Source organism: Nocardia sp. NPDC058114 (assembly GCF_042884695.1).
Taxonomy (GTDB): Bacteria; Actinomycetota; Actinomycetes; order Mycobacteriales; family Mycobacteriaceae; genus Nocardia.
Genome location: NZ_JBHVTK010000002.1, coordinates 541085 through 566598 on the forward strand (window position 1 = coordinate 541085; position 25514 = coordinate 566598).

At 69.2% G+C, this 25514-nt stretch carries 21 protein-coding genes; 2 read left to right on the forward strand and 19 right to left on the reverse strand.

Annotated features, from left to right (window positions below; all coding sequences use genetic code 11):
• Positions 1-30: 30 nt before the first annotated feature.
• The 15 genes from ACFVVI_RS11075 to ACFVVI_RS11145 form a co-directional block, all read right to left on the reverse strand.
• A complete protein-coding gene (locus ACFVVI_RS11075; RefSeq protein WP_387445117.1) occupies positions 31-1248 on the reverse strand; it encodes an MFS transporter in 1218 nt (405 codons plus the stop codon).
• Positions 1241-2260, reverse strand: a complete 1020-nt coding sequence (locus tag ACFVVI_RS11080; protein WP_387445118.1) for an LLM class flavin-dependent oxidoreductase — start codon at positions 2258-2260, stop codon at positions 1241-1243. The genes ACFVVI_RS11075 and ACFVVI_RS11080 overlap by 8 nt, the downstream gene beginning before the upstream one ends.
• A gap of 14 nt (positions 2261-2274) precedes the next feature.
• Positions 2275-2484, reverse strand: a complete 210-nt coding sequence (locus ACFVVI_RS11085) for an acyl-CoA carboxylase epsilon subunit (RefSeq protein ID WP_328662528.1) — start codon at positions 2482-2484, stop codon at positions 2275-2277.
• Positions 2481-4052: an acyl-CoA carboxylase subunit beta gene (locus tag ACFVVI_RS11090; RefSeq protein WP_387445119.1), complete on the reverse strand. Its 1572-nt coding sequence runs from the start codon at positions 4050-4052 to the stop codon at positions 2481-2483. The genes ACFVVI_RS11085 and ACFVVI_RS11090 overlap by 4 nt, the downstream gene beginning before the upstream one ends.
• A 35-nt stretch (positions 4053-4087) precedes the next feature.
• The gene (locus tag ACFVVI_RS11095; RefSeq protein ID WP_387445121.1) at positions 4088-6043 is read right to left on the reverse strand and encodes an SDR family oxidoreductase; all 1956 of its coding nucleotides are present in this window, start codon (positions 6041-6043) and stop codon (positions 4088-4090) included.
• The gene (locus ACFVVI_RS11100) at positions 6024-6971 is read right to left on the reverse strand and encodes an aromatase/cyclase (protein WP_357137908.1); all 948 of its coding nucleotides are present in this window, start codon (positions 6969-6971) and stop codon (positions 6024-6026) included. The genes ACFVVI_RS11095 and ACFVVI_RS11100 overlap by 20 nt, the downstream gene beginning before the upstream one ends.
• Positions 6972-7000: 29 nt before the next feature.
• Positions 7001-7783, reverse strand: a complete 783-nt coding sequence (fabG, locus tag ACFVVI_RS11105; protein ID WP_056819521.1) for a 3-oxoacyl-ACP reductase FabG — start codon at positions 7781-7783, stop codon at positions 7001-7003.
• A gap of 33 nt (positions 7784-7816) precedes the next feature.
• Entirely contained in the window at positions 7817-8080 is a 264-nt protein-coding gene (locus ACFVVI_RS11110; protein ID WP_056819520.1) for an acyl carrier protein, read from the reverse strand.
• A 14-nt stretch (positions 8081-8094) separates the two neighbouring features.
• Entirely contained in the window at positions 8095-9318 is a 1224-nt protein-coding gene (locus ACFVVI_RS11115; RefSeq protein ID WP_387445122.1) for a ketosynthase chain-length factor, read from the reverse strand.
• Positions 9315-10592, reverse strand: a complete 1278-nt coding sequence (locus tag ACFVVI_RS11120) for a beta-ketoacyl-[acyl-carrier-protein] synthase family protein (RefSeq protein ID WP_387445123.1) — start codon at positions 10590-10592, stop codon at positions 9315-9317. The genes ACFVVI_RS11115 and ACFVVI_RS11120 overlap by 4 nt, the downstream gene beginning before the upstream one ends.
• On the reverse strand, positions 10589-10915 hold the full coding sequence (locus ACFVVI_RS11125; protein ID WP_067445797.1) for a TcmI family type II polyketide cyclase: 327 nt from the start codon (positions 10913-10915) through the stop codon (positions 10589-10591). Before ACFVVI_RS11125 ends, ACFVVI_RS11120 begins: the two co-directional genes overlap by 4 nt.
• A gap of 23 nt (positions 10916-10938) precedes the next feature.
• Positions 10939-12393, reverse strand: a complete 1455-nt coding sequence (locus ACFVVI_RS11130; RefSeq protein ID WP_378707780.1) for an FAD-dependent monooxygenase — start codon at positions 12391-12393, stop codon at positions 10939-10941.
• A gap of 20 nt (positions 12394-12413) precedes the next feature.
• A complete protein-coding gene (locus tag ACFVVI_RS11135) occupies positions 12414-14162 on the reverse strand; it encodes an acetyl/propionyl/methylcrotonyl-CoA carboxylase subunit alpha (protein WP_387445125.1) in 1749 nt (582 codons plus the stop codon).
• Between the two features lie 29 nt (positions 14163-14191).
• Positions 14192-15367, reverse strand: coding sequence for an acyl-CoA dehydrogenase family protein (locus tag ACFVVI_RS11140; protein ID WP_378994815.1), 1176 nt, complete (start codon positions 15365-15367; stop codon positions 14192-14194).
• A gap of 285 nt (positions 15368-15652) precedes the next feature.
• On the reverse strand, positions 15653-17005 hold the full coding sequence (locus ACFVVI_RS11145; protein WP_387445127.1) for a LuxR C-terminal-related transcriptional regulator: 1353 nt from the start codon (positions 17003-17005) through the stop codon (positions 15653-15655).
• A 596-nt stretch (positions 17006-17601) separates the two neighbouring features.
• Between ACFVVI_RS11145 and ACFVVI_RS11150 the strand changes: the two genes are divergently transcribed.
• Positions 17602-18480 (forward strand): sulfurtransferase, encoded by an 879-nt coding sequence (locus ACFVVI_RS11150; protein ID WP_387445128.1) that lies wholly within the window; start codon positions 17602-17604, stop codon positions 18478-18480.
• 44 nt (positions 18481-18524) lie between these two features.
• Entirely contained in the window at positions 18525-19196 is a 672-nt protein-coding gene (locus ACFVVI_RS11155) for a histidine phosphatase family protein (RefSeq protein ID WP_387445130.1), read from the forward strand.
• A gap of 1 nt (position 19197) precedes the next feature.
• On the opposite strand, the gene car is transcribed toward ACFVVI_RS11155, so the two are convergent.
• The 4 genes from car to ACFVVI_RS11175 are packed head-to-tail and all read right to left on the reverse strand — an operon-like array spanning position 19198 to position 25507.
• On the reverse strand, positions 19198-22632 hold the full coding sequence (gene car / locus ACFVVI_RS11160) for a carboxylic acid reductase (protein ID WP_387445131.1): 3435 nt from the start codon (positions 22630-22632) through the stop codon (positions 19198-19200).
• A gap of 4 nt (positions 22633-22636) precedes the next feature.
• The gene (locus ACFVVI_RS11165) at positions 22637-23392 is read right to left on the reverse strand and encodes an SDR family oxidoreductase (protein ID WP_387445132.1); all 756 of its coding nucleotides are present in this window, start codon (positions 23390-23392) and stop codon (positions 22637-22639) included.
• Positions 23389-24225: a TauD/TfdA family dioxygenase gene (locus ACFVVI_RS11170; RefSeq protein ID WP_387445134.1), complete on the reverse strand. Its 837-nt coding sequence runs from the start codon at positions 24223-24225 to the stop codon at positions 23389-23391. Before ACFVVI_RS11170 ends, ACFVVI_RS11165 begins: the two co-directional genes overlap by 4 nt.
• Entirely contained in the window at positions 24209-25507 is a 1299-nt protein-coding gene (locus tag ACFVVI_RS11175) for an aspartate aminotransferase family protein (RefSeq protein WP_387445136.1), read from the reverse strand. The genes ACFVVI_RS11170 and ACFVVI_RS11175 overlap by 17 nt, the downstream gene beginning before the upstream one ends.
• Between the last annotated feature and the right edge of the window lie 7 nt (positions 25508-25514).

Here is a 25514-nt window from a genome sequence, read left to right on the forward strand (position 1 = left end):
AGTGGTACCTCCTCGAAATGGGTGTGGCTGTCATGGAACGGCGTTCGCGGGTGCCGGTGTCGCGGATGCGCGCAGTTCGCTACTCGCGGCGAGGACCGCGAGCAGCCCGGCGACCGCGATCACCGCCGCCGCGGGACGGTAGGCATCGAAGGCCACCGCCACTGCGACGGTGATTGGCAGCACGAATGCCGCGCCGAACTGCACACCGGTTTGATACAGCGGCACCGCGATCGGGCGGAGTTCGGCGGGCACGGTGGCGGTCGACTGCATGTTCAGCGCGGCAAACGACAGGACGAACCCGGCTTCGATCAGCAGCAGTACCGGCAGCGCGTCGGTCACGTAGTCGTGGATCTCGGGTCGGGCGAACAGCAGCAGGTGCCCGGCCAGCGTCGCCACCGCGCCGGCGAGGATCAGCCGCGCGGTGCCGTACCGCTCCACGAACCGTCCCGCGAACGGAACCGACAGTGCCAGTGGCAGACTCGCGGGCAGCAGAGCGACCGCGATCTGCCACGGCGCCCATCCGAGCGACTGGTGCAGTTGCACCGCGATCACCACCAGCAGTGCGAGGTAGCCGCCGTTGAGGGCTCCTGCTCCGAGGGCGGACCGCAGTAGGGAACCATTGCGCAACAACGATTTCGACAGCCGCGGCGGGGCGGCCACCGGTGGGTCGGGGATCACCCGCCACGCGGCGACGAGCAGGGCGAGCGCGATCGGTGCGGGGAACACGAACAGCAGGTGCCAGTTCAGCGCGGTGAGCCAACCCGACAGCACGAGGCCGGTGGTGAATCCGGCCGCGCCGAAGACCGCGTACACCGAGATCGCGCGGCGCTGCTGGGCACCGGCCGGGAACTCCGCGGCGATCACCGCCAGCCCGGCGGGTGCGGTCAGCGCGGCGGCGGCGCCCTTCACCACGCGGGTCGCGACGAGCAGGGCCAGGTCGTCGGTGAGCCCACCGATCACCGAGGCGACAGCGAACAGCGCCATGGCGACGAGATAGACCTGCCTGCGCCCGAACCGGGCGGCCAGCGCGGGCCCGGCGAGCAGCAGCGCGGCGAACCCCGCCGCGAAACCGCTGAGCAGCCATTGGGTTTGCCCGATCGACCGGTTCAGTTCGGTGGTGAGCACGCCGAGTGCGGGCACCAGGATGGAGCCTTCGATGGCGTCGAGGATCATGTTGCCCGACAGCACCAGCAGCAGGATCCAGCGGCGCCGATCCCAGGTCGGCGCCGCTGGTCTCACGTCAGCCATGACCGTTGCGCGCCGAGATCGGGCCGCCGGTGCTCACCTGGAACTGCTTGTCCAGCAACGGTGGCAGCTGTTCACTCACCAGCTCGATGTGGCGGGTGACCAGGTCGTCGGGCATGCCAGCGATGCTGGCCCAGAAGATCAGGTGCCGCACCGGCAGACCGGCAACCCGTTCGTGGATCCGCACGGCGGCCTGTTCGGGGGTGAGGATCTCGAGCAGACCGAAGGATCCGTCCTCGGGGCGTTGGCGCAGCTGATCGAGTTCGAGGGCTGGCGGCACCGGTGCGTCGGTGCCCTCCACCGACAGCTGCCGGTAGGAGTTCATCTGGTGCGCGAGGTGCGGTGCGACCCGGGCCCACGCGGCCTCGGGGTCGTCGGCCAGCAGGATCGGCAGCAGATCCGAGACCCGCGCGGACTCGGGATCGTGTCCGCCCTCGATGAGTCCCTCGCGGTACAGCGGGAACAGCTGGTGCGAGATGTGCAGGAATCCGATGCCGAGGCGCCCGGCGAGGCGGGCGCCGCGCGGACCGTAGAACCCGCCCCACAGCGGCACGGGATCCTGGATCGGCCCCGGCGTGATCCCGCCGGTTGCCCACAACCGCTGGATCTCGGCGATGTTGTCGCCGGTGCGAGCGAACCGGCGGCTGAAATCGGTGTCGAAGAGCTGGTATTCGGGCAGGCGATAGCCGGCGCCGAGACCGAGTTCGAGACGGCCGCCGCTGATCAGATCGACCAGTGCCGCCTCCTCGGCCAACTGGGCCGGCTTGCGCAGGGCGGGCAGCACCACGGCGGTGCCGATGCGCACCCGCTTGGTTCTGGCGGCCGCCGCGGCGGCGAAGGTGAGCGGCTGCGGGAGATAGCCGTCCTCGAACAGGTGGTGCTCGGTGAACCAGACTCCGCCCGCGCCGCGCAGGTCGGCCTCCTCACAGAACTCGAGGGTGCGGGCGTAGTGATCGGCCCACGGGCGCTGCCACTGTGCGGGGTTGCGCAGGTCGAAGAGCAGTCCGACGTCCATGGTGGCTCCGTTCGTCAGCGGGTGGATCCGGTCCACGCGCGGGGGTCGGTGAAGGCGGGTCGGCGTTCCAGACGCCGCCAGCGAGCGACGGGCCTGGTCGGGGTCGGCGCCGCGGCGGCGGCCCGTCGCCGGGCGAGCAGCAGCACGAGCAGCGCGCCGAGTTCGTCCGGGTCGGCGCTGCCCTTCTCGACGCGAAGGAAGGGCACCGGGTCCTCGGCGCTCATTGCGGCGGATTCCCGTGCTTGCGGCGGGGCAGATCGGTGTCCTTGCCCGCCAGCATGGCGAAGGCGCGGATCAGCACGCCACGGGTGTCGCGCGGATCGATCACGTCGTCGATGAGTCCGCGCTCGGCGGCGTAGTAGGGATGCACGAGTTCCTCGCGGTACTCGGCGATCTTGCGGTCCCTGGTGGCCGCGGGATCCTCCGACGCGGCGATCTCGCGCCGGAACACCACGTCGGCCGCGGCCTCGGCGCCCATGACGGCGATCTCGTTGGTCGGCCAGGCCAGCGCGAGATCGGTGCCGATCGACAGCGAGTCCATCACGATATAGGCACCGCCGTAGGACTTGCGCAGTACCAACGAGATTCGCGGCACCGTCGCGTTGCAGTAGGCGTAGAGCAGTTTCGCGCCGCGCCGGATGATGCCCGCGTGTTCCTGTCCGACGCCGGGCAGGAACCCCGGCACGTCGACCAGGGTCAGCAACGGAATGTTGAAGGCGTCGCAGAACTGGACGAACCGCGCGCCCTTCTCACTCGCATCGATGTCGAGCACCCCGGCCAGGCTCATCGGTTGGCTGGCCACCACCCCGACCACATGGCCGTCGAGCCGGGCCAGCGCGCACACCAGGTTGGTCGCCCAGGTGGCCTGTACTTCGAAATAGTCGCCGTCGTCGACGATTTCGGCCAGCACCTCGCGAATGTCGTAGGGGCGGTTGCCGTCCAGCGGCACCAGGTCGGTCAGTGCCGTGGTCTGCCGGTCGGCGGGGTCGGCGGTGAACGCCACCGGCGGGAGCTCCCGATTGTTGGCGGGCAGCATCGACAGCAGCGCGCGAACATCGGACAGGCACGACGGCTCGTCGTCGTAGACGAAATGGGCAACCCCCGAGACCGAGGCGTGGATGTCGGCGCCGCCGAGTTCGTCGTGGGTCACCACCTCGCCGGTCACGGTGCGCACCACATCGGGGCCGGTGATGAACATCTGCGCGATATCGCGCACCACGAAGACGAAGTCGGTGAGCGCGGGCGAGTACGCCGCCCCGCCGGCGCACGGCCCGAGCATGACACTGATCTGCGGGATCACTCCCGAGGCTCTGGTGTTGCGGCGGAAGATCCCGCCGTAGCCCGCCAGTGCCGTCACGCCCTCCTGGATGCGGGCGCCCGCACCGTCGTTGAGCGAGACCAGCGGAGCGCCCGCCGTGACGGCCATGTCCATGATCTTGTGGATCTTCTGGGCGTGTGCCTCGCCGAGTGCGCCGCCGAAGATCCGGAAGTCGCTGGCGTAGACGAAGACCGTGCGCGTGTCGACGGTTCCCCACCCGGTGATCACGCCGTCGGTGTGGGGTCTGCGCGCCTCCAGTCCGAAGCCGGTGGCCCGGTGTCTGCGCAGCGGCTCCACTTCGACGAACGAACCGGGGTCGAGGAGCAGGTCGATGCGTTCGCGGGCGGTGAGTTTGCCCTTGGCGTGCTGGCGTTGCGTGGCCGCCGGGTCGGGGCCCAGACGTGCGGCGCGCTTGAGCGCGTCGAGTTCGTCGAGCCGTTGGGTGTACCCGGTGGGTTCTTGCACTGTCGTCATCGGATCTCCTGATGTGGTCGGCGGCGGCCGTGCTGTCAGCCGAGTAGCGTCCCGCCGGTGGCGTCGATGAACGCGCCGGTGATCCAGCGGGCTTCGTCGGTGGCGAGGAAGGTGACGACATCGGCGACGTCGACCGCCTCGCCGACGCGCTTGAACGCCGAGAACTGCGCCATCTGCTCGACTGCCTCCGGGATGTCGAACACGGCGCTGCCGTTGTTGGTGATGCCGGGCGCGACGCTGTTGACGGTGATCCCGCGCGGTGCCAGGTGTCGGGCGAAGTGCAGCGTGATCTGTTCCACCGCGCCCTTGGTCATCGAGTAGGCCACCTGGTCGGGGCTGGCGAATCGGGTGAGTCCGGAGGAGATGTTGATGATGCGCCCGCCTTCGGGCAGCAGGCCGAGAGCGCGCTGCACGATGAAAAACGGTGCGCGGACATTGACCGCGAACAGCCGGTCGAAGTCCTCGGGTGTCACGTCCTCGGGGGCGACCCCGGCCGGGGTGGTGACACCGGCGTTGTTGACCAGGATGTCGAGCGTGGTCTGCCCCGTTCGTTCCTTGAGTCCCTGTTCGAGACCGAGGAACAACTCGTGCACGCCGCCTGTCGTGCCGAGCTCGGCCCGCACGGGAAACGCACGGCCGCCGTCGTTCTCGATGACCTCGACGGTCTCGCGGGCCGCGGCCTCGTTGTCCGCGTAGTGCACGGCCACGAGCGCGCCCTTGGCGGCGAGCTGGCGGGCGGTCGCGCGGCCGATGCCGCGGCTGGATCCGGTGACCAGGGCGGTCTTGTTCGTCAGGCTCATCGATGTCTCCTTGGAATCGGGTGGTGCGGGCGCCGGGTCGCCGGGACCGGGCAGGCCGCTGATCATGCGGGCGAGATGGGATCGGACATCGCCGAGCCGCAGGAGCTCGGCGAACAGCTGCCTGGCGGGTTCGACCTCCGGTCCGCCCAACAGCAGCAAGGTCTGGGCGCGGATATTGGTCAGGGTGCGGGCGCCGACGGCGTGGCGGGTGCGGTGATAGCCGTCGAGTTCGGCCTCGCCTGCGGTGCCGGTGATCGCGGCGATCAACCGGCCCGACAGGTCGGCCGCGTCCTGCAGGCCGAGATTGAGGGCTTGGCCGCCCACCGGCATCTGCCGATGGGCCGCGTCACCGGCGAGCAGGACCCGGCCGCGCCGGTACCGGGTGACCTGCTGGCTGGTGTCGTCGAACGCGTTGCGCCACAACGGTGTTCCGTGTCCGATCGACTCGCCGGTCACCCGTTCCCAGGCGCCGGCGATCTCGGCGAACTCCGGTTCCCCGCCCCCGGCGCGGGGTGCGGCGCCGTAGACGTGCACCATCACCCTGGTGCTGCCGTCGGGCCAGCGCGAGGACACCGCCAGCCCGTGCGGGAGCCGTTCGAATCGACGGGCCGGGATATCTATTCCGGCCACGTCGGCTCGCAGCATCTCCCGCCCGGCCTCGAGACCCGCCAGTTCAAAGCCGGCCAGCTCGCGCACGGTGCCGCGTTCCCCATCGCAGCCGACGAGGTAGGCGCCCCGGTGGGTATGCCGTTCACCGTCCGGGGTGACGGTGTCGATCAGCACAGCGCCCGCCTGTGCGGTCAGGGTGGTGACTCGGTGCCCACGCCGGAGCACCGTGCCCGCCTCGAGTGCTCGTTCCCCCAGCACCGCTTCCAGCCGGACCTGCGGGCACTTCCACTGGCCCGAGAACCGGTGGGCCGGATCGGCTTCGGTCAGATCCAGGCGCAGTCCGCCGAAGTGCCCCGGTCCGCCGTCGGGCAGCGGCCCGAGCCGATCGAGCACGCCCCGCTCGGCGAGCACGTCCATGGTGCGGGCGTGCAGGGTGGAGGCCCGCGATTCGGTGGTGGGGGTGATCCGCTGTTCCACCACCGTAACGCGGACGCCCGCGCCGGCCAGATCGCCCGCGAGCAGCAACCCGACCGGCCCCGCGCCGACGATCAGGACGTCGGTGTCATCGACGGGCTTCGGCATAGTTCTTGGCGTGGTTCAGCGTGGCCCGGCTGTTGCCCCCGAGCGCCTCGCGCAGGAAGGTCCGCGCCTCGGGCACCCCGGCGTCGGGGCCGAGGATCTCGGTGATCCGCGACGCCTCGACGATCACCGTGTGCTGCGAGGACGCGGTGGTCGTGCCGTCGGGGTTGGTCCGGAACTCCCAGTAGCCGGTGTGCAGGGCCATCAGAGCGGGCAGGGTGGTCTGCTTGTAGGCGATCCGGTGCTGCGGGAAGCAGACCCGGACCGACTCGGTGGTGTGACTCGATCCGTCCTTGGTCAGGGTGTCCATGCGCAGCACCTGCACACCGGGGGTGTTCTCGGTGAGCTGCACCGAGGCCACGTGCGGGAGGCGCTCGGTCCACAGGTTCGCCTCGTTGACGAAGTCGTAGACATCGCTTGCCGCACCGGCGATCTCGACCGAGTCGACGAACGACAGGGTCAGATCGGCGGTGCGCACCACCGACTCCACCGCGGCCTTGAGACCGGGCAGTTCCGCACGGCTGTTGTCGTCGACCGCCTTCTCGATCCACGCCAGCCCGTCCGGATCGTCGTCGATGGCTCGGTAGGAGTGCAGCAGCCGCAGCTCGGTCCCGCCGTCCTCGCGCGGTTCGATGATCCAGGTGCCGCTCATCTGGGCCACCGGGGGCGCGGACACCTCCTGCCAGAAGGTGATCCGCAGTTGCTCGGGATCGAGCACGCGGCGCGAGATCCAGGTCTTGGGTTCACCGTTGGCGGTGGCCCAGATCTGGATGCGTTCCTCGTTGCCCTCGTGTTCGAGGCGGGTCACATACACCGAGGGTGGGAACAGCCGGGGCCAGTTCTCCACCTCGGCCAGAAGGCGGTACACCTCGGTCGGCGGGGCCGCCACGGTGATCGTGTGCTCGACCTCGCGGGTGGTCTGCGTCGTCATGGAAGTCTCCTGGTGCTCGTCGGCCGGAATCAGAAGTTGCCGAGTCCGCCGCAGACGTTGAGCGCCTGCGCGGTGATGGAGGCGGCCAGATCGGACGCCAGGTAGCCGACCAGGCCGGCCACCTCTTCGGGGGTGGAGTAGCGGCCGAGCGGGATCTTGGCCTGGAACTTGGTGAGGATCGCGTCCTCGGTGGTGTCGTAGGCCGCGGCGTAGCCGGACCGAACCCGTTGTGCCATCGGCGTTTCCACGTAGCCGGGGCACACGGCGTTGACCGTGATCCCGGTCGGGGCCAGCTCGTTGCCGAGCGCCTTGGTGAACCCGACGACGCCGTGCTTGGACGCCGAGTACGGTGCCCCGAGCACCACGCCCTGCTTGCCCGCCGTCGAGGCGATGTTGATGATGCGGCCGCGCTGCTTTTCTCGCATGCCGCCGGTGGTGAGCACCTCGCGGCTGGCCAGGAACACGCTGTTGAGGTTGGTCGCGATCACGTCGGACCACAGTTCCTCGGTGAGGTCGGCGGTGACGCCGCCGCCGGAGCGGCCCGCGTTGTTGACCAACACGTCCACCGGGCCGTACCGGTCGACCGCCGCCCGTACGAACGCCGAGATATCCTCGGCCGCACGGACATCGGCGGTCGTGCCGTCCACGTCGAAGCCCTCGCCCCGCAATTGCGCGACGGTGTCGGCGACGGCTTCCTTGTTGCGTGCGCACAGGAACACCCGGTGTCCCTGCCCCGCCAGTTGACGGACCGAGGCGAGGCCGATGCCGCTGGTGGCGCCGGTGACCAGAGCCACCTTGTCGTCGTTGGTCATATCTGTTCTCCTGTCGGGCAATCGGTGTCACGCTCAGCTGGGCTGGGGCGCTTCGAGCAGCTGTTCGTTGACCAGGTCGACCAGCGCGCGCGGCGTGGTCACGGCGACGACGGCGTCGTCGTCGAGGGTGACGCCGAATTCGCGTTTGATCCGGCCGGTGGTCTCGAGCAGCGCCAGCGACTCGTAGCCGAGGTCTTCGAACTCGATATCGGCGAATTCGCCGTCGAGGCCGGGGCTGTCGCCGCTGCCTTCTCGTAGGATGCGGCGCAGATCGTCGAGTGTGAACGATGTCGACACGGGCTTTCCTTTCCTCAGGGGCGAAGGTGTTCGGGGCCGCGAACGACCATGGCGGAGTTGAACCCACCCGCACCGCGGGCGAGCACGAGCGCGGTCCGCACGGGTGCGGGCCTGACCTCGGTGACCAGGTCGAGCTGGTAGTCCGCGGCGAGATCGATGCCGATGGTCGGCGGGATCACCCCGTCGCGGATGGACAGGAAGGCGGCGGCCAGATCCAGCGGTGCCGCGCCCGAATAGAGCCGTCCGGTCATGGTTTTCGGTGCTGTCACCGGCACGCCACGCGCGCCGAACACCGCGACCAGGGCGTCGACCTCGATCCGGTCGAGTTCGGCGATGCCTGCGGCATCGGCGAAGACGACGTCGATCTCGGCGGGAGTCACCCCCGCGTCGCCGAGGGCGAGTTCGATCGCCCTGCGCAACCCCGGCTCGCCCGGACCGTCGGGACGCGGGTCGACGGTGGCCGCGTGCCCGGCGATCTCGCCGTAGATCTGGGGCGCATCGCGTTGTCTGGCGTGCTCGGCGTCCTCGAGGACCAGCAGCGCGCCACCCTCACCCGGGACGTAGCCGTCCGCCTGCGCGTCGAACGGCAGGTAGGCGCGGTCCGGGTCGGTGACGGTGCTCAGTCCGCCGCCCGCCAGCTGTGCCACCCACCCCCACGGGCAGATCGAAGCGTCGATCGCGCCGGTCACCACCAGCGTGGTGCCGCGCCGAATCTGCCTGCGCGCCTGGGCCACCGCGTCCAGCCCACCGGCCTGGTCGCTGACCACCACGCTGCTCGGCCCGCGCAGCCCGTTGCGGATGGAGATCTGTCCGCTGTTGACCGCGTAGAACCAGGCGAAGGACTGATAGGCGCTCACGTACTCGCCGCCCTTGCTCCACAGTGCGCGCAGTTCGTTCTGCCCGAACTCGAAGCCACCCGAACTGCTGGCGGTGATCACGCCCGCGGCGTAATCGGGCAGTTCGTCGGGTCGCACGCCGGCGTCGGCGAAGGCCCAGTCCGCGCTCACCAGAGCCAGCCGCGTCATCCGGTCGGTCTGTGGCAACAGCCTGCCCGGCAGGTGCTCCTCGGCCTCGAATCCGGTGATCTCCCCGGCCAATTGCGCGGGGTAGGACGCGGGGTCGAACCGGGTGACCCGGCGGATCCCGGTGCGCCCGGCCAGCGTGGTGCGCCAGTACTCTTCCAGCCCGAGACCGGTCGGCGCGGCGACGCCGAGCCCGGTCACCACCGCGGCGCTCATCGTCGGCTCCGGAAAGGATCGGCGAGCACGACCGCGCTCTGGAACCCACCGAACCCGCTGCCCACCGACAGCACCACGTCGACCTTGTGGTCGCGCGCGGTCAACGGCACGTAGTCCAGATCGCATTCGGGGTCGGGATTGTGCAGGTTCGCGGTGGGCGGCACCACGTTGTTGACCAATGCCAGCACCGACGCCGCGATCTCGATCGACCCGATCGCGCCGAGCGAATGCCCGACCATCGACTTGATCGAGCTCATCGGCGTGCGGTAGGCGTGATCGCCGAGAACGCGCTTGACCGCGGCGGTCTCGTGCCGGTCGTTCTGTTTGGTGCCGGAACCGTGCGCGTTGATGTAGTCGATCTCGGTGCCGTCGATCCGCGCCTGGCCGAGTGCGGTGCGGATCGCCTCGGCCATCTCCTTGCCGTCCGGGCGTAGACCGGTCATGTGGAAGGCATTGGAACGGGTGGCGTGTCCGGCCAGCTCGGCGTAGATCGTCGCGCCGCGTTTGCGCGCGCTCTCCAGTTCCTCGAGCACGAACACCGCCGCGCCCTCGCCGAGGACGAAGCCGTTGCGGCTGGCGTCGAAGGGCCGCGAGGCGTGCGCGGGATCGTCGTTGCGCGGGGTGGTGGCCTTGATCGCGTCGAAGCAGGCCACCGTGATCGGGCTGATCGGGGCATCGGTAGCGCCCGCGATCATCACGTCCGCGCCGCCTTCGCGCAGCACGTCCGCGGCGTAGCCGACCGCGTCCAGACCGGAAGTGCACCCGGTGGACACCACGGTCGACGGTCCCTGCGCGCCGACCGCCCAAGCTACTTCGGTCGCGAACGAACTCGGGACGAAGTAGTTGTAGAGGTGCGGCACCGCGTAGTTGTGATCGACCAGTTCCAGCCGCCCACCATCACTGACGGTGCGGTACTCCTCATCGAGGCCCATCGTGGCGCCCACCGCGCTGCCGATGGTGACACCGGTCCGGAACGGGTCGATATCGTCGAACTCGAGCCCGCTGTCGGCGACCGCCTCGCGGGCACTGACCACCGCCAGCTGTGCCGCCCGGTCCATCCGCCGGATCTCCTGCGGGGTCAGGCCGTGTAATTCGGGGTCGAAGTCGATCTCGGCGGCCACCTGGGACCGGAACGGCGCCGGATCGAACAGCGAGATCCGTCCGGTCGCGGTGCGGCCGTTGGAGATCAGGTCCCAGAAGCTCTTCGTTCCCACCCCGCCGGGGGCGGACACACCGACGCCGGTGATCACCACGCGACGTTCGGGCGCGCTCATCGTGCGTTCCAGTCGTAGAAGCGGTGCGCCATCGCGTCCGCCGGCGAGCGCCAGGTCTTCGGGTCGTAGGCCTCGATGAACGGCTTGAGATCCTGACTGATCCGCACGAAGCGGTCGTCGGTCTTGGCGTCCTCGATCCGTTCGCCGCCGTTGTCCTCGTCGAAGTCCTGCAGGTGGAAGTACAGGCCGCGGTAGTGGAAGAGCTGGCGGCGGCGCGTGCCCATCCGGTGTGGCAGCTCGGTGGTGTCGAATTCCCGGAACAGTCCGGCGACATCGCCCGCGGACGCGAGGTCCATGCGGGCCACGATCAGTGTGCTGAACATTGACTTCCCCTTCTCTCGGATGTTCATCGGGCCGGCCCGAACCAGCGGTCCAGGACGGTCGGCAGGTCGTTGTGCGTACCGGGGGCGACCCAGGCCACATGGCCGTCGGGTCGCACCAGCAGCGCGGTGGTGCGCGCGTCGGCATCGATGGGTTCGGTGGCGGTCGCGGTGACCACGTCGATGCGGTCGGTCCACGGCTGGGCCCGGTGGCGCAGCGCCGGGTTGTCGGTGAGGTCGAGCAGAACGCCCCGGCCCGGCCGCAGCAGGGCGGCGGTGTCGGTGGCGTGCGCGCCGCGCACGAGCCTGCGCCGTGGCAGCCGCGCACCCAGCAGCGGGTGGGACCCGCCGCCCACGTCGTAGCGGATGTCGAGTCCGGTGACCCGGGCCGCGAGGTGCCGTTCCACCTCCGGATAGGCGACGAGTTCGCGCAGCACCTCACGCAGTGGCCCGACCTCCTCGCCGCCGAGGATGAACAGGCTCTGCGCCTTGGTGTTGGCCAGCAGCCGCTGCCCGACCGGGTGACGTTCCCCGTGGTAGGTGTCGAGCAGGGTGGCCGGTGCCCTGCCGCGGCTCACCGCGGCGAGCTTCCAGCCGAGGTTCACCGCGTCCTGGATGCCGGTGTTCATGCCCTGCCCGCCCGCGGGCAGATGGACGTGCGCCGCGTCGCCCGCGAGCAGCACCCGCCCCCGCCGGTACTCGGTGACCAGACGCGCGGCGTCACCGAAGGCGCTCACCCAGACCGGTTCCGCGTGCGAGATGTCGACATCGGTCAGCCGCTTCCACACGTCGGCGACCTCGGCGAAATCCGGTGGGCCGGTGCGACGCCGGGGTGCGGCGCCGCGTTCGCCGACGATGATCCGGTAGGCGCCGCCGGGCAGCGGGGCGCTCATCACCATGCCGCCGGATACCTGCTGGCCGATCATCCGCGGCGCGATCTCCACCCCGCGGACATCGGCGAGCAGCAGTTCGGTGGTGGCCGGGGTGCCGGGGAAGTCGAACCCGGCGGCCTTGCGCACCACACTGCGGCCACCGTCGGCGCCGACGAGATAGCCGGCGCGCAACGGCGCGTGCTCCGCGAAGTGCACGGTGACGCCGTCGGCGTCGCTGTCGAGCCCGACGACTTCGTGTCCGCGCCGGATGTCGGCGCCCAGCTCACGCGCCCAACCCTCCAACACCGCTTCGGTCGTCGACTGGGGCACCACGCGTGGCGCTTCCAGCGGTGCGCCGAGGACCGTTAGGTCGAGGGGAATCCCGCCGAAATGCCCCGCCGAGCCGGTCTCCACGGCGCCGAAGCGGCCGAGCAGTCCGCGCTGGTCGAGCACTTCGGTGGTGCGCAGGGTCAACCCGATGCCACGCGATTCCCCGGTGCGGGCGGGCAGCCGGTCGACGACGATCACGTCGACGCCCGCCAGCCGCAGTTCCCCGGCCAGTGTCAGCCCGGTCGGTCCCGCGCCTGCCACGATGACGGCAGCGTCCATGGTTACCTCCTGAATTCCGTTCATGCCGCATGACTTCCGGAGTCGTCGAGGCGGCACACAGTGGTGCCGGAGCTCACCGTCGTGCCGACGGTGGCGGTCAGTTCGCGCACGATGCCCGCCCGGTGCGCGGTGAGCGGCTGTTCCATCTTCATGGCCTCGAGAACGGCGACGAGGTCGCCGGAATCGACCCATTGCCCTTCCGTCACAGCGATTTTCACGACGGTGCCCTGCATCGGCGCGACCAGCGCGTCGGAGGCGGAAGCGCCGCGTCCACCGCGTGCGGTGCGAACGCTGCGGCGTGGCGCCGCAATGCCGATGCGGTCGGGGGCGGGCAGCGAGACCTCGACCCGGCGGCCGCTGATCTCCACGACCACCGTCTCCCGCTGGGGTTCGACTGTCGTCTCCCCCGCGACGTCCTGCGCGGCGATGCGATTGTCGAAGTCGGTCTCGATCCAGCGGGTGTGCACCGTGAACGGCGCGCCGGTGAAGGCGGGGTCGTCGAGCACCGCGCGGTGGAAGGGCAGCGTCGTCGCGACGCCGTCCACGGTGAGCTCGGCGAGCACCCGGCGCGACCGCGCCAGCGCTTGATCGCGGTCGGCGCCGGTGACGATCACCTTGGCCAGCAACGAGTCCCAGGCCGGGCCGATCACCGATCCCTGCTCCACGCCGGTGTCGATCCGCACTCCCGGACCCGAGGGCGCGGCGAACTTCGTCACCGTGCCCGGCGCGGGCAGGAATCCCCGCCCCGGGTCCTCGGCGTTGATGCGGAACTCCAGCGCGTGCCCGCGCGCGGGCGGGTCGTCGTAGCCGAGGGGCTCACCGCGGGCGATCCGGAACATCTCCCGGACCAGGTCGATCCCGGTCACTTCCTCGCTCACGGGATGTTCGACCTGCAGCCGGGTGTTCACCTCCAGGAACGACAGCGTCCCGTCTCGCCCGATCAGGAATTCGCAGGTGCCCGCGCCCACGTACCCCGCCTGGGACAGGATCGCCTTCGACGCCCGGTACAGCTCGTCGCGTTGGGCGTCGGTGAGAAACGGTGCGGGCGCCTCCTCCACCAGCTTCTGGTGGCGGCGCTGCAACGAGCAGTCCCTCGTCGACACCACCACCACATGCCCGAAGACATCGGCGAGGCACTGGGTTTCCACGTGACGCGGCTGCTCGAGGTAGCGCTCCACGAAGCACTCCCCGCGCCCGAAGGCGGCGGTGGCCTCGCGCACGGCCGCGTCGAACAGCTCGGCGATCTCCGCGCGCTCACGCACCACCCGCAACCCGCGACCTCCGCCACCGTGGGCGGCTTTGATCGCGATCGGCAGTCCGTGCCGGTCGGCGAAGTCGACCGCCTCGGCCGCGCCGGCGATCGGGTCCCGTGTGCCCGGCACGAGTGGCGCGCCGACCGTCTCGGCGATGCGCCGCGCCGACACCTTGTCACCGAGCGCACGGATCGCCGCGGGCGGCGGGCCGATCCAGGTGAGACCGGCGTCGAGCACCGCTTGCGCGAAATCGGCGTCCTCGGAAAGGAATCCGTAGCCGGGGTGAACCGCGTCCGCACCGGCGGCGGCTGCCGCGCGCAGCAGTTTCGCGGCGTCGAGGTAGCTCGTCGCCGGCGTGTCCCCGCCCAGCGCGTACGCCTCGTCGGCCAGCCGCACATGGGGTGCGTCCCGATCGGGTTCGGCGTAGACCGCGACCGCGGCCAATCCTTCGTCGCGGCACGCACGCACGACGCGGACCGCGATCTCGCCCCGATTGGCGATGAGTACCTTGCGCATGGTCGCTGCTCCCTGTCGCTTCGTCACGGTCACAGGTAGACGGTGTTGGGCGGCAGGCCGACCAGCGAACGGCCGTACAGCTCGATGTTCACGCTGGGCGTGATCATCGCGTGCAGCGAGGTCGCGTGGATATCACGCTGCAACCGCGCGATCGGCACGTCGCGCTGGATCGAGGAACCGCCACTGGCCTGGGCCAGGATCTCCACCGCCTGCTTGGCCTGGTGGGCCACCCAGCCGATCTGCACCCGCGACCAGACCCGTTCCTGTTCGGTCCACGCCTCGTTCGCCGCGGCCTTCGCATCGATCACGTCGGCGTAGGTCCGCGCCCGCGCCTCGGCGTCCTCGATCAGCAAGGCCGCCTCGCCGACCTGCAAATGGGTGACCGGGGCGTCGAGCTGGCTGGCGTAATCGGTGTAGGTGATGGGCCGACCGGGCAGCCGTTCGACGAACGCCGCCAGCGCCGCCCGCGCCGCACCGACCAGCTGACCGGTCTGGATCGCGGTGACCGGCACCAGCACCGGCGCCGCGTACTGCGGCTTGAGCACGTTCACCGCCGACTTGGACCGATTCTGGTAGAAGTCCTCGCCGGTGATCACCCGGTGCTCGGGCACGAACACGTTCTCGGCGATTGTCGAGACGCTGCCGGAGCCTTCCAGCCCGGAGGTGTACCAGTCGTCGACGATGCGCAGATCAGCCGTGGGCACCAGGGCGAAGATCGGCACCGGCTCGGCGCCGGGCTCGGTCGGCAGCGCCACGGTGACCTTCCAGTGTGCGTGCAGCACACCGCTGTTGAAGCGCCACGTGCCGTTCAGTACCCACCCGCCGTCGACTTTCGTCGCGGTACCGGTGGGCGCGGTGGTGCCCGAAATCCGTACGTTCGGTGTCGCGAAGACCTCGTCGAGCGCGGCGTCGGGCCACAGCGCCGACATCCAGGTGAGCGAGGCGTAGATCGACAGGCAGAACGCCACCGAGGTGTTGCCACGGGCGACCTCGGCGAGCACGTCCACGAAATCCCGGGTGTTGGATTCGTAGCCGCCGTACTGCGCGGGAACCTGCATGTTCAGCAGCGAGGATTCCTCGATCGCGTCGATGACATCGTCGGGCAGGCGGCGGTTCTCGTCGATCCAGCGAGCCCGCGAACGCAATAGCGGCGCCAGCTTCGTGGCACGCTCGACGAGTTCCTCACGGGACGGGTTGGTAGACATGGTCGATTCCTCTCGCCGAATATCGTGAATACCGAAGCGGTATCGAAGAAGTTCGAGAATTATTCGGCGACAACGCTGCTCACCGATCACCGAAAATCTCGCACAGAATTCGGCGACGATTCAAGAGCTGCGGAACGACTCTACGGTCGACCCGTAGGTTCTCCCCGGGGAAACCACAGGATCATCACCAGGGCAACGCCTTCGGAACCGATGGCACACGCACAAAAGACGGCAGTCGTGTGGAACACGACTGCCGTCCGAGTAATTCGACTACCGGAAACTACCTCACGCGCACTCCCGCGCATTCATTACCCCGGCCAGTTGACGCCGACCCGCGATACCGAGTTTCCGGTACACATTGGACAGGTGGAACTCGACGGTGCGCACCGTCAGGAACAACTGCTCGGCGATTTCCTTGTTGCTGAGCCCCCGCACCGCGAGGCCGGCGATCTTGCGCTCCTGTCTGGTCAAGCCGGTCTCGCGATGCTGCGTGTCCAAGGCGCCGAGGACCGAGCCCGCGCGCTGCAGTACAGGGCCGCTACCGGCGGCGGCCGCGAGCTCGGTGGCCGCCGTGACAGCCCACCGCGACCGCTCCACATCACCCTCGACCGCGTGCAACTGCCCCAGATCACACAGTGCGCCCATCAGCTCGTAGCGTGCTTCAGCGAGTTCGAGCAGCTCTACGGCACGTTCGAGCGCGCCCACCGACCGACTGTCGCGCCGCGCCATGCCGACCGCGTGCAGGGCCCGTCCCACCGCCCCCGGTGAACCCCAGCGCCGGGCTGCGGCCAGCTCGTCGTCGGCCAGTGCCGACGCGAGATCGCAGCGGCCGAGCGCGGCCGCCACCAGCGCGGCGCGGGAACGCCACGGGACGATCGCCGGATTGGCCACATTCAGTGCGGTCAACACCTTTCCGCAGGCCAGGTAGTCCGCCAGGCTGCGCTCGAGGTCGCCTTCGGCGCGATGCAGCGCACCTCGGGCGGCGAGCACGTGCGCGTGGTCGGGCATCGCGTCCACCGCGCTCATCCGGTCCTCGAACAGACACCGGGCACTGCTCAGATCGCCGACCTGAACCAGCGCCTCGACGAGCCAGGCCAGCGCCATGCCGCGCAGCGCGGGTGACACACCGCGGCGCAGCAGCGGTTCCATCGCCGCGATCGCCGCGGCGGGGCGACCGGACTGCGCGTCGATCCTGGCGCGAATGAGCGTCAGCGCTTCGAAGAGGCGGAACGAGATCTCGCCGCGTCCGTCGGACAGCAGCCGGGTGCAGTACGCCGCGGCCTCGGCACATCGGTCCGCGTAGACCAGGGCCAGCAGAGCCAGCCACAGACATCCCGGGTCGGGCTCGTCGGATTCGGCGTCGAGCACGACTTCCGACCGCCGGACGATGGTCTCCCGGTCCAGAACTCCGCAGTGCACGAAAAGCATGTTCTGCACGCCGCCGCACAGGGTGTCGGCATCGCCGAAACGGAGGCGGGCCTCGGCGCGACCGACGCCGGACAGATAGTCGACCTTGTCGGTGAGCCGGGAGTCTCGGCGTTCACACCACGTCGATTCCGCGTGACCACATCGCACCGGCTCGACGCACCCCGAGTTTCGGGGTGTTTTGATCGACAACACCTTCTGACGTTCCGACATAACATTCATTACGCTCGGGGCCGACAGGCCTTCCGAACGGGACACAGGATGATCGGTCATGAAGTCTCCCTGGTGCAGCGAGCCGAGCTTCCACGACCATGCCGTCGAAGGCCGCGAAAATCCCCCCGGTTGTCAAAGTACCAGCGACACAGCGCAATTCGGAGTGATGTTCAACATATGAATACGATGATCTTATCTCTTGCAGATCACATCGTGAATTATCGACTCACACACGCTATTACCCGAACAAGATCGAGCATTGCCATGACACCGAATGTGATGGTAATCGTACGCGCAATGGGATGGATGCCACCGAGAGGCCTTGGCGCAGACCTCGAACCGGGGCACGCCCACGGCCCGGCGCGACTGGAGCCGGGCGAGTAGCCTCCTCGTCTCGTCGAACAGTCCCGATGTTCAACGGTAACGGGATAGTTCATCCATGTCATCTCGAAAGACCAGGCAACTGTATCCACGAGTTCAACTCGATGGCCCGAGAGGACACGGGTTTCACTCACGCAGATCGGTGGTCTGGTGCGAGCCCGGCGGTGCTCGCTAGATTCGGAATCCAGTGCCCACCAGTGCAATCGGAGGTCCACATGGGGCAGACCGTCCATGACACGGTGTCCGTCTCCTGGCTCCGTGACCATCGGGGCGAGCCCGACCTGCTGGTCGTGGACGCGAGCACCGACTTCACGGTGCTCGACGACGCGACATTCACCCTCGAGTCGGGGCGCGCCGCGTACGCGGCAGCCCATGTCCCGGGCGCGGTGTTCGCCGATCTACTCACCGACTTCGCCGATCCGGCGTCTGATCAACCGTGCACCGCACCGGAATCGGAGCGCTTCGCCGCGGCCGCCGGCGCGATCGGCATCGGCGACGGGGTACGGGTCGTCGTCTACGACCAGCACGACGGAATCTGGGCCACTCGCTTCTGGTGGCACTTGCGTTTGGAGGGTTTCGACGACGTCGCGGTCCTCGACGGCGGCCTTCCCGCATGGCGGGCGGCGGGCGCCGAGGTTTCGGACTCCCCGGTGACACCCACACCGGCCACCTTCACCGCCCGCCGCCGCCCTGGCCTCATCCGATCCACCAACGAGGTCGAGGCGGCGACAGCCGATGACAAGTTCCTGCTCGTGGGCGTCCTGGACGCCGCGACCTATCGTGGCGAAACAGACGTTTTCGCCCGACCCGGCCACATCCCTGGAAGCATCAACCTGCCGATCGACCAGATCCGCGACCCGGAGACCGGCGCACTACGCCCCCTCGAGGAACTGCGGGCCTTGTTCGCTGCCGCGGGTCTGCTCGATCCAGCGATCACACCCGTGACCTACTGCGGCGGAGGCGTCGCGGCAACCGGTGTCGCCCACGCGTTGGCACTGGTCGGGCGCGACGACGTCGCTGTCTACGACGGATCCCTGACCGCATGGACCGCCGACCCCGCGCTACCTCTGGTCGTCGGCGAGCAGCCTGGTTGACCCAACAGCTCCGGTCGGCACCCCGTGTGCCGGAACATGGAGGCATGGACAACGGGGCACAGAATTCGACGGGAAAGCTGGTCATGGTGCGCCATGGCGAGTCGCACGGCAATGTCGGCAAGCGGCTCGAAACTCGTGTTCCCGGCCCATCTCTCACCGAACGCGGCACCGCGCAGGCCGCACGATTCGGAGCTGCCGTCGCCGGTTCGCCGCGGCTGTTCTGCTCGGCCGCGCTGCGGGCCCGCCAGACCGCCGAGCAGATCGAGTCGGTCGTCGGAGGTCCGGTGATTGTGCTGGACGGTGTGTACGAGGTGCAGGCCGGCAACTTCGAGGGAGTCGACACCGACGTCGCGCACCAGGCATTCCACCAGACCTATCAACGGTGGCACAGTGGGGAACTCGACCTGGCGGTTCCCGGCGGCGAAGCGGGCAACGACGTGCTCGACCGGTTCCTGCCGGTGCTCGAGGACCTGCGCACTCGGTACCTGACGCCGGGTGCGGGCACTGATGTGGTGCTGGTCAGTCACGGTATGGCGATGCGGCTGGCGGCCGGCGCGATCGGCGGTGTGCCCAGGGCGTTCGCCGCGAGCACACGCCTCGACTTCACCCAGACGATCGAGCTGACGCCGCGCTACGGTCCGGCAGCGCAGTTCCTCGGCTGGGGATGTACGCGGTGGGGACACCACGTCCCACCGTTCGGCGACATCGCTACGTAGCTCAGACGCTGTCCCCCAGCAGGTTCAGCACCCGGAAGTCGGCGAGATACTTGCCGATGAGAGCGCGATCGAGATGCGGGACGGCCAGGCCGACGGCGCGCAGTGCTTCCTGAAACTGCTTGGTGGGCAGTGCTGTTCGCGGCTCGGCAGGTTGCCGATAGGCCGGCAGCAGCGGGAGCACCGAGCGACGGCGGAGCGGTTCGGGCAAACGGGTCAGTGCCGCTTCGAACCGGCCGAGCCACTCCGGGTAGCTGTCGATCCGCCGCACGGGCAGACCTGCCTCGATCAGCCAGTCCACCAGCCGGTCCAGCGAAACGCCGTCGTCGTGGGGATTGGCGACATGGAAGACCCGGTGATCCGGTCGGGGATCACCCCCGAGCGCCGTGATCGCCGCCGCGGTGAAGTCGACCGGAAGCCCGTCGTAGTGATCGTGGGCAGGCCCGCCGCGGACGAACGACCGCGGCGCGACCCCGGTAGCGCCCAGGCTCACCAGCAGCCGGGTGAAGGCATCCGCGACATTGAGCTGACCGGTGTAGCGGCGGTGTGCCAGGGCCATGTTCGAGCGGAACACCGTCACCGGGAGTCCGCAGCGGTCATGGGCTGTGCGCAGCAGTATCTCCCCCGCCCACTTTCCTGCCTCGTAGCCGTTGGCGTAGCTGTCGTCGATGCGGCGACCGGGTGCGGCGACCCGGATGTCAGCGTCCTCGTCGAGCGCCGAGGAGTCGGCGACCGCGATCGTGGACAGGAAGTCGACCGACTTGACGCGGGTGGTCGACGCCAGCCGGATGATCTCGGCGGTCCCCACCACATTCGCGTCGAACAGATGCCGGTACGGGAGAACATGATTGACGTGCGCTGCTGCGTGCACGACATGGTCGACCCGCGCAGCCAGCCGCTCCCACTCCGAACGGCCCACGCCGAGAGCGGGTTGCGCGATATCGCCGACAACGATCTCGAGATGCCGGGCCGCCAGCGCCCGGAACTCCGCACGCAGATCGACGTCGCTGTCGAAGACGTCGTCGAGCCTGCATCGCGCCGCCGCCGGGTCCGCACCACGCACCAGGCAGATCAGCGTGCCACCGATATCGGCCAGCCGGCGCAGCCATTCCAGACACAGGAAGCGCCCGATATAGCCGGTCGCACCGGTCAGCAGGACGGTGCCGGCGACCTCGGCGACCGAAGGTAGCGCGTGCGCCCTCGCGACCGTCGCGGGGTCGAGGAACGCCTCCAGCGTCAAGTCCTCGGCACGCACCTGGACAGTGTCGTCCCCGTGGACGGCAGCGAAGCTCGGGCGCGCGAACTCCGGCTGTCGTTGTCGCCGAATGTATTCCGCGATCGCGGCGAAGTCCGTGCCCGGACCGGTGAGCAGCCCGGCGGGCAACTCCACGTCGAGCAGTTCGCTCAGCAGGCTCGAATACGTCACGACAGCCAGCGAATCACCGCCCAGATCGGTAAAACTCGCGCCGACGGGCAGATCCTTCTCGGCACCGCCGACGACCGCCCTGGCAGCCCGCACGACGACATCGAGCAACGGAAGCTCGGCCGCGCGCGCCCGCAGTTCACGCAGTTCGGCCGCCCGGTCGTCGGCGTGATCACGATAGATCCCCTCCAACCTCGCCTCGTAGCGCTCCCGCACCTTCGGGCGAAGCAGCTTACCCAGGCCGGACAGCAGACCGTTGTCGGCGGTGAAAGGTGCTGTTTCGACCAGGAAGTCGCGCGGGATCTCGTGGGCGGCCAGCCCCGTCTCCGACGCAACCTCGCGCAGGGCCGCCGTGAGCGCCGAGTCCAGTGACCCTGCGGCCAGTGCTTCGTCGGTCGGCACGATCACCGCGAGCAGGTAGGCGCGCTCGCTGGAGCCGTAGACGAAGATTTGCCGGATCAGCGGGCTGGTCCCATAGACGGCCTCCAGCCGGGCTACCGTCACGAACTCGCCGTTGGACAGCTTGAGCACGTTGTTGCGCCGGTCGAGATAGACGAGGTGGTCGGGTGCGATCTCGGTCATGACATCGCCGGTGCGGTAGTAGCCCTCGGCGTCGAAGATCGCCGCGGACAGCTCGGGCCGGCGGTAGTAACCCGGGATCGCGGTGGATGCGCGCACCAGCAGTTCACCGCGCGGATGTGGCCGGTCGGTGGTGAAGTAGCCCAGCTCGGGCACGTCGAGCAGCTTGTAGTCGGTCACCGGCGGACGCTGGATGCGATGGTCGAGCAGGATGTCGAGTGCTTCGGTGGCGCCGTATCCGTCGTGCAGTGCGAAGCCGAGCAGTGCCTCGGCGAACAGTTTCGCGTCGGCGGCCATCGGGGCGCTACCGAAGATGGCGTACACCGCGCGCCCGCCGAGCACCTCGCGGCGCAGGGTGTCGAGGGCGGCCTCGCGCGCGAGGTCCGGGTCCGCGCCCGCTGCTCGGCGCCGGTCCACGTCGTCCCGGAACCGGTGCAGCAGCAGCTCACAGACCCTCGGCGCGAAAGCGATCTCCGTGGGCCGCACCAGCGCGAGGTCGTCGAGCAGAGTCGAACGATCGGGACGCCCCGTGAAATAGGTGGTGCCGCCACGACCGAACGTGCCGTAGAGCGAAAGCCGGGCCGCCACATGGCTCATCGGCATATACGCCAGGGTGAGGGCGGGCACCGGACTGGCGTTGAGCCACATCCTGGTGACCAGCCGCTGGGTGTAGATCGCGCCTTTGGGCGTTCCGGTGCTGCCCGAGGTGTAGATGAGCAGGCTCATCGAGTCGGCGTGATCGGCGAACAACGGGGCCGGCGGCTCGGCACGGCCGTCGCTGACGATCTCGTCGAGCGTGCGCACGGCGACAAGGGGCAGTCGGCGTCGAGCGTCGGCGAGAATGCGGGCGTGCTCGTCGTCTCCGAGGTTCACATCGAAGATGATCAGAGCCCGTGGAAACCGCTGTGCCGGAATACTTCCCACTGCCCGGTCGAGGAACTCCACTCCTACCGCGAGGACGCGCGGCGCGGTCTCGGTCAGGATCGTTGTCAGTTCGCCACCGGATGCGTTGGCCTGCAGCGGAACTGCCACCGCGCCCAGATGCACGCACGCGAGATCGAGCGTCGCGTAGTCGCCACCGGTGACCCCGAGGATCGCCACGAAGTCACCGGGTCGCAACCCGAAGCCCCACCAGGACGCCGCGACCGCACCGACGCGATCCCACAGCTCACGATAGGTGACGGTGTGGAACTCCGGCCGCAATCGTGTTGTTCGACAGCCTGTCTCACTGTCGACAACGAGTTCGGTGACCCGCTGCCCGACGGCGGGCCGATCACCGTAGCCGGTCATCACCGTCTCGGCGAGATGAGCCAACGGCAGTGCGGGTTGTCGAAGCTTCGCCGAGAGTTCTGGGTCGCGCAGCGCGGCCCTGGCCTGCGCGTCGCCCTCGCACAGGATCTCGATCCGGCGTTCCAGCGGAATGCCCGCACTGCCCATGGTCTCAGCCCCTGCCCACGAACGGCATCGTCGTCGGGAAGACGCCGAGAAATTGGATATTCGTGTCCAGCGGCATCGAGGCCATCAGCACCAGCGCCTCGGTGAACCGCTCGGCCGGGATGGTCTGTTCGACCGCCAGTGTGCCGTCGGCCTGCCGCGCCGCGGGTTGCCCACTGCCGTCGGGCGGCGTCACATTGCCGACATCTATTTGCCCGCAGGCGATTCCGTGCGCACGCCCATCCAGTGACAGCGCCCGGGTCAAGCCGAGCAGCGCGTGTTTGGCCGTCGTGTAGGCGATGGCATTGGGTCTGGGCGCGTGCGCGGACGGCGCGCCCATATTGATGATCCGGCCACCACCGGGCGACTGGGCACGCATCACGCGGAAGGCCTGCTGCGCGCACAGGAACGCCCCGGTGACGAGAGTGTCGAGTGCGCGATTCCAGTCCTCGACTCGGATGTCCTCGATGGGACAGCGCGGTACCGCCGCCCCGGCGTTGTTGAATAGCAGATCCAGGCGGCCGAAATACCGCTGCACTGCGGTGAACAGGTCGGCGACCGCGGTGGGATCGGTGATGTCGGCGGGTGCCACCAGGACTCGGCTCGCGGGGACGTTCGCGAGGTCGGCGGTCTCCTTCAGCAGCGTTTCGCGACGGCCGGTCAGCGCCACCGACCAGCCCTGCTCGAGCAGCGCGAGGGCCGCCGCGCGGCCCAGCCCACTACCCCCACCGGTGACCAGGGCGATGCGATCTTCGGTGCTCATCGGTTCTCCTTGTCCACCCACAGCCGCAGCACGCGGCGCGCTTTCGGTCCCGGTTGGTCGATGTAGGGCGATCGACCGTGCAGTGCCCGGCTGTTGCGGATGATCAGCAGATCGCCCGCGGCCAGCATCAGATCGAAGCCGACGCCGGGGCGGTGCAGCACCTCGTCGAGTACGTCGAGCGCGGCGAGCCGGGGTGCGTCGGCGGGGTCGTCCGCATTCAGCGAGGCACGCACGGTTCGGGTCTGGTAGTAGCAGCCGATGGTGCCGTCGGGCTGGGTGAACAGGATGGGCGACACCACGATCTGCGGTCCGGCACGGCCGGTGCGGTCGTAGGTCCAGTCACCACGCAGCAGCGAAAGGGTCTCACGGTCTTCGGCTTCCAGGATGTCGTTGACCCGGCGGGCGCCGGCGAGCCGAGTGAACCCCTGTCCGTCCGCCGCCGGTTGCAGACACACCAGGACCAGCAGATCGCAGGTGTCGCAATGGAATCCGAGTGCCGTGGCGCCGTCTCCCTCGCGATCTCGCAGGACCTGGCGCAGGTCGCCCGCGCCGTTCTGCGGAACGACCACGCCGATCCCGTCGAGCACGAACAGCAGCGTGCGGGTGATGTCGTCTTCCGAGGCGGCGGGATCGACGAAGTCGGCGACGTGGGCGAACCCCACTCGTTCGATAGCGCCGTCGACGAAGGCGTGCACGGCGGTCCGCACCTTGCCCGCGTCGTCGTCGGTCGCGGCGAGGGTGTCGCGGTCGTCGCCGGGCAGTCGCAGCGACCACACCGCGGGGTCGCGAGCGATCTCGGCTGCGTCCCAGCTGATCTCAACGGATTTCGACATGGTTGGTCCCGTTCCTTTCTGCGCCGTCACCGGTCGCGAGGCCGACGGCCTTCGACCACAGCGCGACCGCGGTGTCGATCTGGTCGGCCGTCACCACCAGCGCCGGGATCATCCGGACGACATTTCCGTAGGGTCCACAGGTCAGCAGCAACAGCCCCAGCGCCGCGGCGGCCTGCTGCGCGCGTTTGGCGGTGTCGGGATCCGGTGTGCCCTCGGGCGTGCAGAACTCGATGCCGATCATCAGGCCGAGCCCACGGACGTCCGCGATACCGGGGACGGCCAGCGCGTCGGCGCGAATCGCGGCGAGCAGTCGTTCACCCTGGACCGCGGCGTTCTCGACCAGCTGCTCGTCCCGGATCACCGCCAGGGTCGCCAGGGCGGCCGCGCAGGCCACGGCATTGCCGCCATAGGTTCCGCCCTGCGAGGACGGCCAGGCCCGGCGCATCAGCTCGGTGGACGCGGCGATGGCCGAGAGCGGGAACCCGCTCGCCAAACCCTTGGCGGTGACCAGGATGTCGGCGCGCGCATCCGGTTCGTGCTGATGCGCCCAGAATTTCCCGGTGCGACCGAACCCGGTCTGCACCTCGTCGAGGATCAGCAGCATGCCGTGGCGATCGGCCCGTTCACGCAGTCCGGCGAGGAATCCCGGCGGTGCGGGCACATAACCCCCCTCGCCGAGCACGGGTTCGACGAGCAACGCGGCGGTCTCGGCGGGCGCGGTCACGGTGGCCAGAACATGATCGAGACCGTGCAGCGCGTGGTCGACGGCGGCCTCCTCGCTCAGGCCGAGCCGGAACGCCGCCGGGAACGGTGCCACCGCCACACCGGGCATCAGCGGCCCGATACCGGCCCGATATCGGGTCGAGGCGGTGGTCAGGGCGGCCGCCCCCATCGTGCGGCCGTGGAAGGACCCGTCGAACACGACGACGTTGGGTCTGCCCGTGGCGTGCCGGGCCAGGCGTACCGCGGCCTCGATCGCCTCACTGCCGGAGTTGCTGTAGAACAGCGAATCCAGACCGGGCGGCAGCACCGAGCCGAGCTGCGCGGTCAGTTCGAGCAGCGGCTCGTGCAGGACCGTCGTGTACTGGCCGTGGATCAAGCGAGCGACCTGCTGTTGCGCGGCCTCCACGACGCGGGGATGGCAGTGGCCGGTGCTGGTCACCCCGACACCGGCGGTGAAATCGAGATACTGCTCGCCTGCCGCGTCGAACAGATACATTCCCGCACCGCGGCATGCGGTGACGGGAGTGGCCTGGGCGAGAACCGGGGAAAGCTCGGACATTCGACCT

What these genes read in the sequence shown, in the direction of transcription:
- ACFVVI_RS11075 (WP_387445117.1), bottom strand. Translation starts at nt 1,248, where the DNA reads ATGGCTGACGTGAGACCAGCGGCGCCGACCTGGGATCGGCGCCGCTGG.
- ACFVVI_RS11080 (WP_387445118.1), bottom strand. Translation starts at nt 2,260, where the DNA reads ATGGACGTCGGACTGCTCTTCGACCTGCGCAACCCCGCACAGTGGCAG.
- ACFVVI_RS11085 (WP_328662528.1), bottom strand. Translation starts at nt 2,484, where the DNA reads ATGAGCGCCGAGGACCCGGTGCCCTTCCTTCGCGTCGAGAAGGGCAGC.
- ACFVVI_RS11090 (WP_387445119.1), bottom strand. Translation starts at nt 4,052, where the DNA reads ATGACGACAGTGCAAGAACCCACCGGGTACACCCAACGGCTCGACGAA.
- ACFVVI_RS11095 (WP_387445121.1), bottom strand. Translation starts at nt 6,043, where the DNA reads ATGCCGAAGCCCGTCGATGACACCGACGTCCTGATCGTCGGCGCGGGG.
- ACFVVI_RS11100 (WP_357137908.1), bottom strand. Translation starts at nt 6,971, where the DNA reads ATGACGACGCAGACCACCCGCGAGGTCGAGCACACGATCACCGTGGCG.
- fabG (WP_056819521.1), bottom strand. Translation starts at nt 7,783, where the DNA reads ATGACCAACGACGACAAGGTGGCTCTGGTCACCGGCGCCACCAGCGGC.
- ACFVVI_RS11115 (WP_387445122.1), bottom strand. Translation starts at nt 9,318, where the DNA reads ATGAGCGCCGCGGTGGTGACCGGGCTCGGCGTCGCCGCGCCGACCGGT.
- ACFVVI_RS11120 (WP_387445123.1), bottom strand. Translation starts at nt 10,592, where the DNA reads ATGAGCGCGCCCGAACGTCGCGTGGTGATCACCGGCGTCGGTGTGTCC.
- ACFVVI_RS11125 (WP_067445797.1), bottom strand. Translation starts at nt 10,915, where the DNA reads ATGTTCAGCACACTGATCGTGGCCCGCATGGACCTCGCGTCCGCGGGC.
- ACFVVI_RS11130 (WP_378707780.1), bottom strand. Translation starts at nt 12,393, where the DNA reads ATGGACGCTGCCGTCATCGTGGCAGGCGCGGGACCGACCGGGCTGACA.
- ACFVVI_RS11135 (WP_387445125.1), bottom strand. Translation starts at nt 14,162, where the DNA reads ATGCGCAAGGTACTCATCGCCAATCGGGGCGAGATCGCGGTCCGCGTC.
- ACFVVI_RS11140 (WP_378994815.1), bottom strand. Translation starts at nt 15,367, where the DNA reads ATGTCTACCAACCCGTCCCGTGAGGAACTCGTCGAGCGTGCCACGAAG.
- ACFVVI_RS11145 (WP_387445127.1), bottom strand. Translation starts at nt 17,005, where the DNA reads ATGTCGGAACGTCAGAAGGTGTTGTCGATCAAAACACCCCGAAACTCG.
- ACFVVI_RS11150 (WP_387445128.1), top strand. Translation starts at nt 17,602, where the DNA reads ATGGGGCAGACCGTCCATGACACGGTGTCCGTCTCCTGGCTCCGTGAC.
- ACFVVI_RS11155 (WP_387445130.1), top strand. Translation starts at nt 18,525, where the DNA reads ATGGACAACGGGGCACAGAATTCGACGGGAAAGCTGGTCATGGTGCGC.
- car (WP_387445131.1), bottom strand. Translation starts at nt 22,632, where the DNA reads ATGGGCAGTGCGGGCATTCCGCTGGAACGCCGGATCGAGATCCTGTGC.
- ACFVVI_RS11165 (WP_387445132.1), bottom strand. Translation starts at nt 23,392, where the DNA reads ATGAGCACCGAAGATCGCATCGCCCTGGTCACCGGTGGGGGTAGTGGG.
- ACFVVI_RS11170 (WP_387445134.1), bottom strand. Translation starts at nt 24,225, where the DNA reads ATGTCGAAATCCGTTGAGATCAGCTGGGACGCAGCCGAGATCGCTCGC.
- ACFVVI_RS11175 (WP_387445136.1), bottom strand. Translation starts at nt 25,507, where the DNA reads ATGTCCGAGCTTTCCCCGGTTCTCGCCCAGGCCACTCCCGTCACCGCA.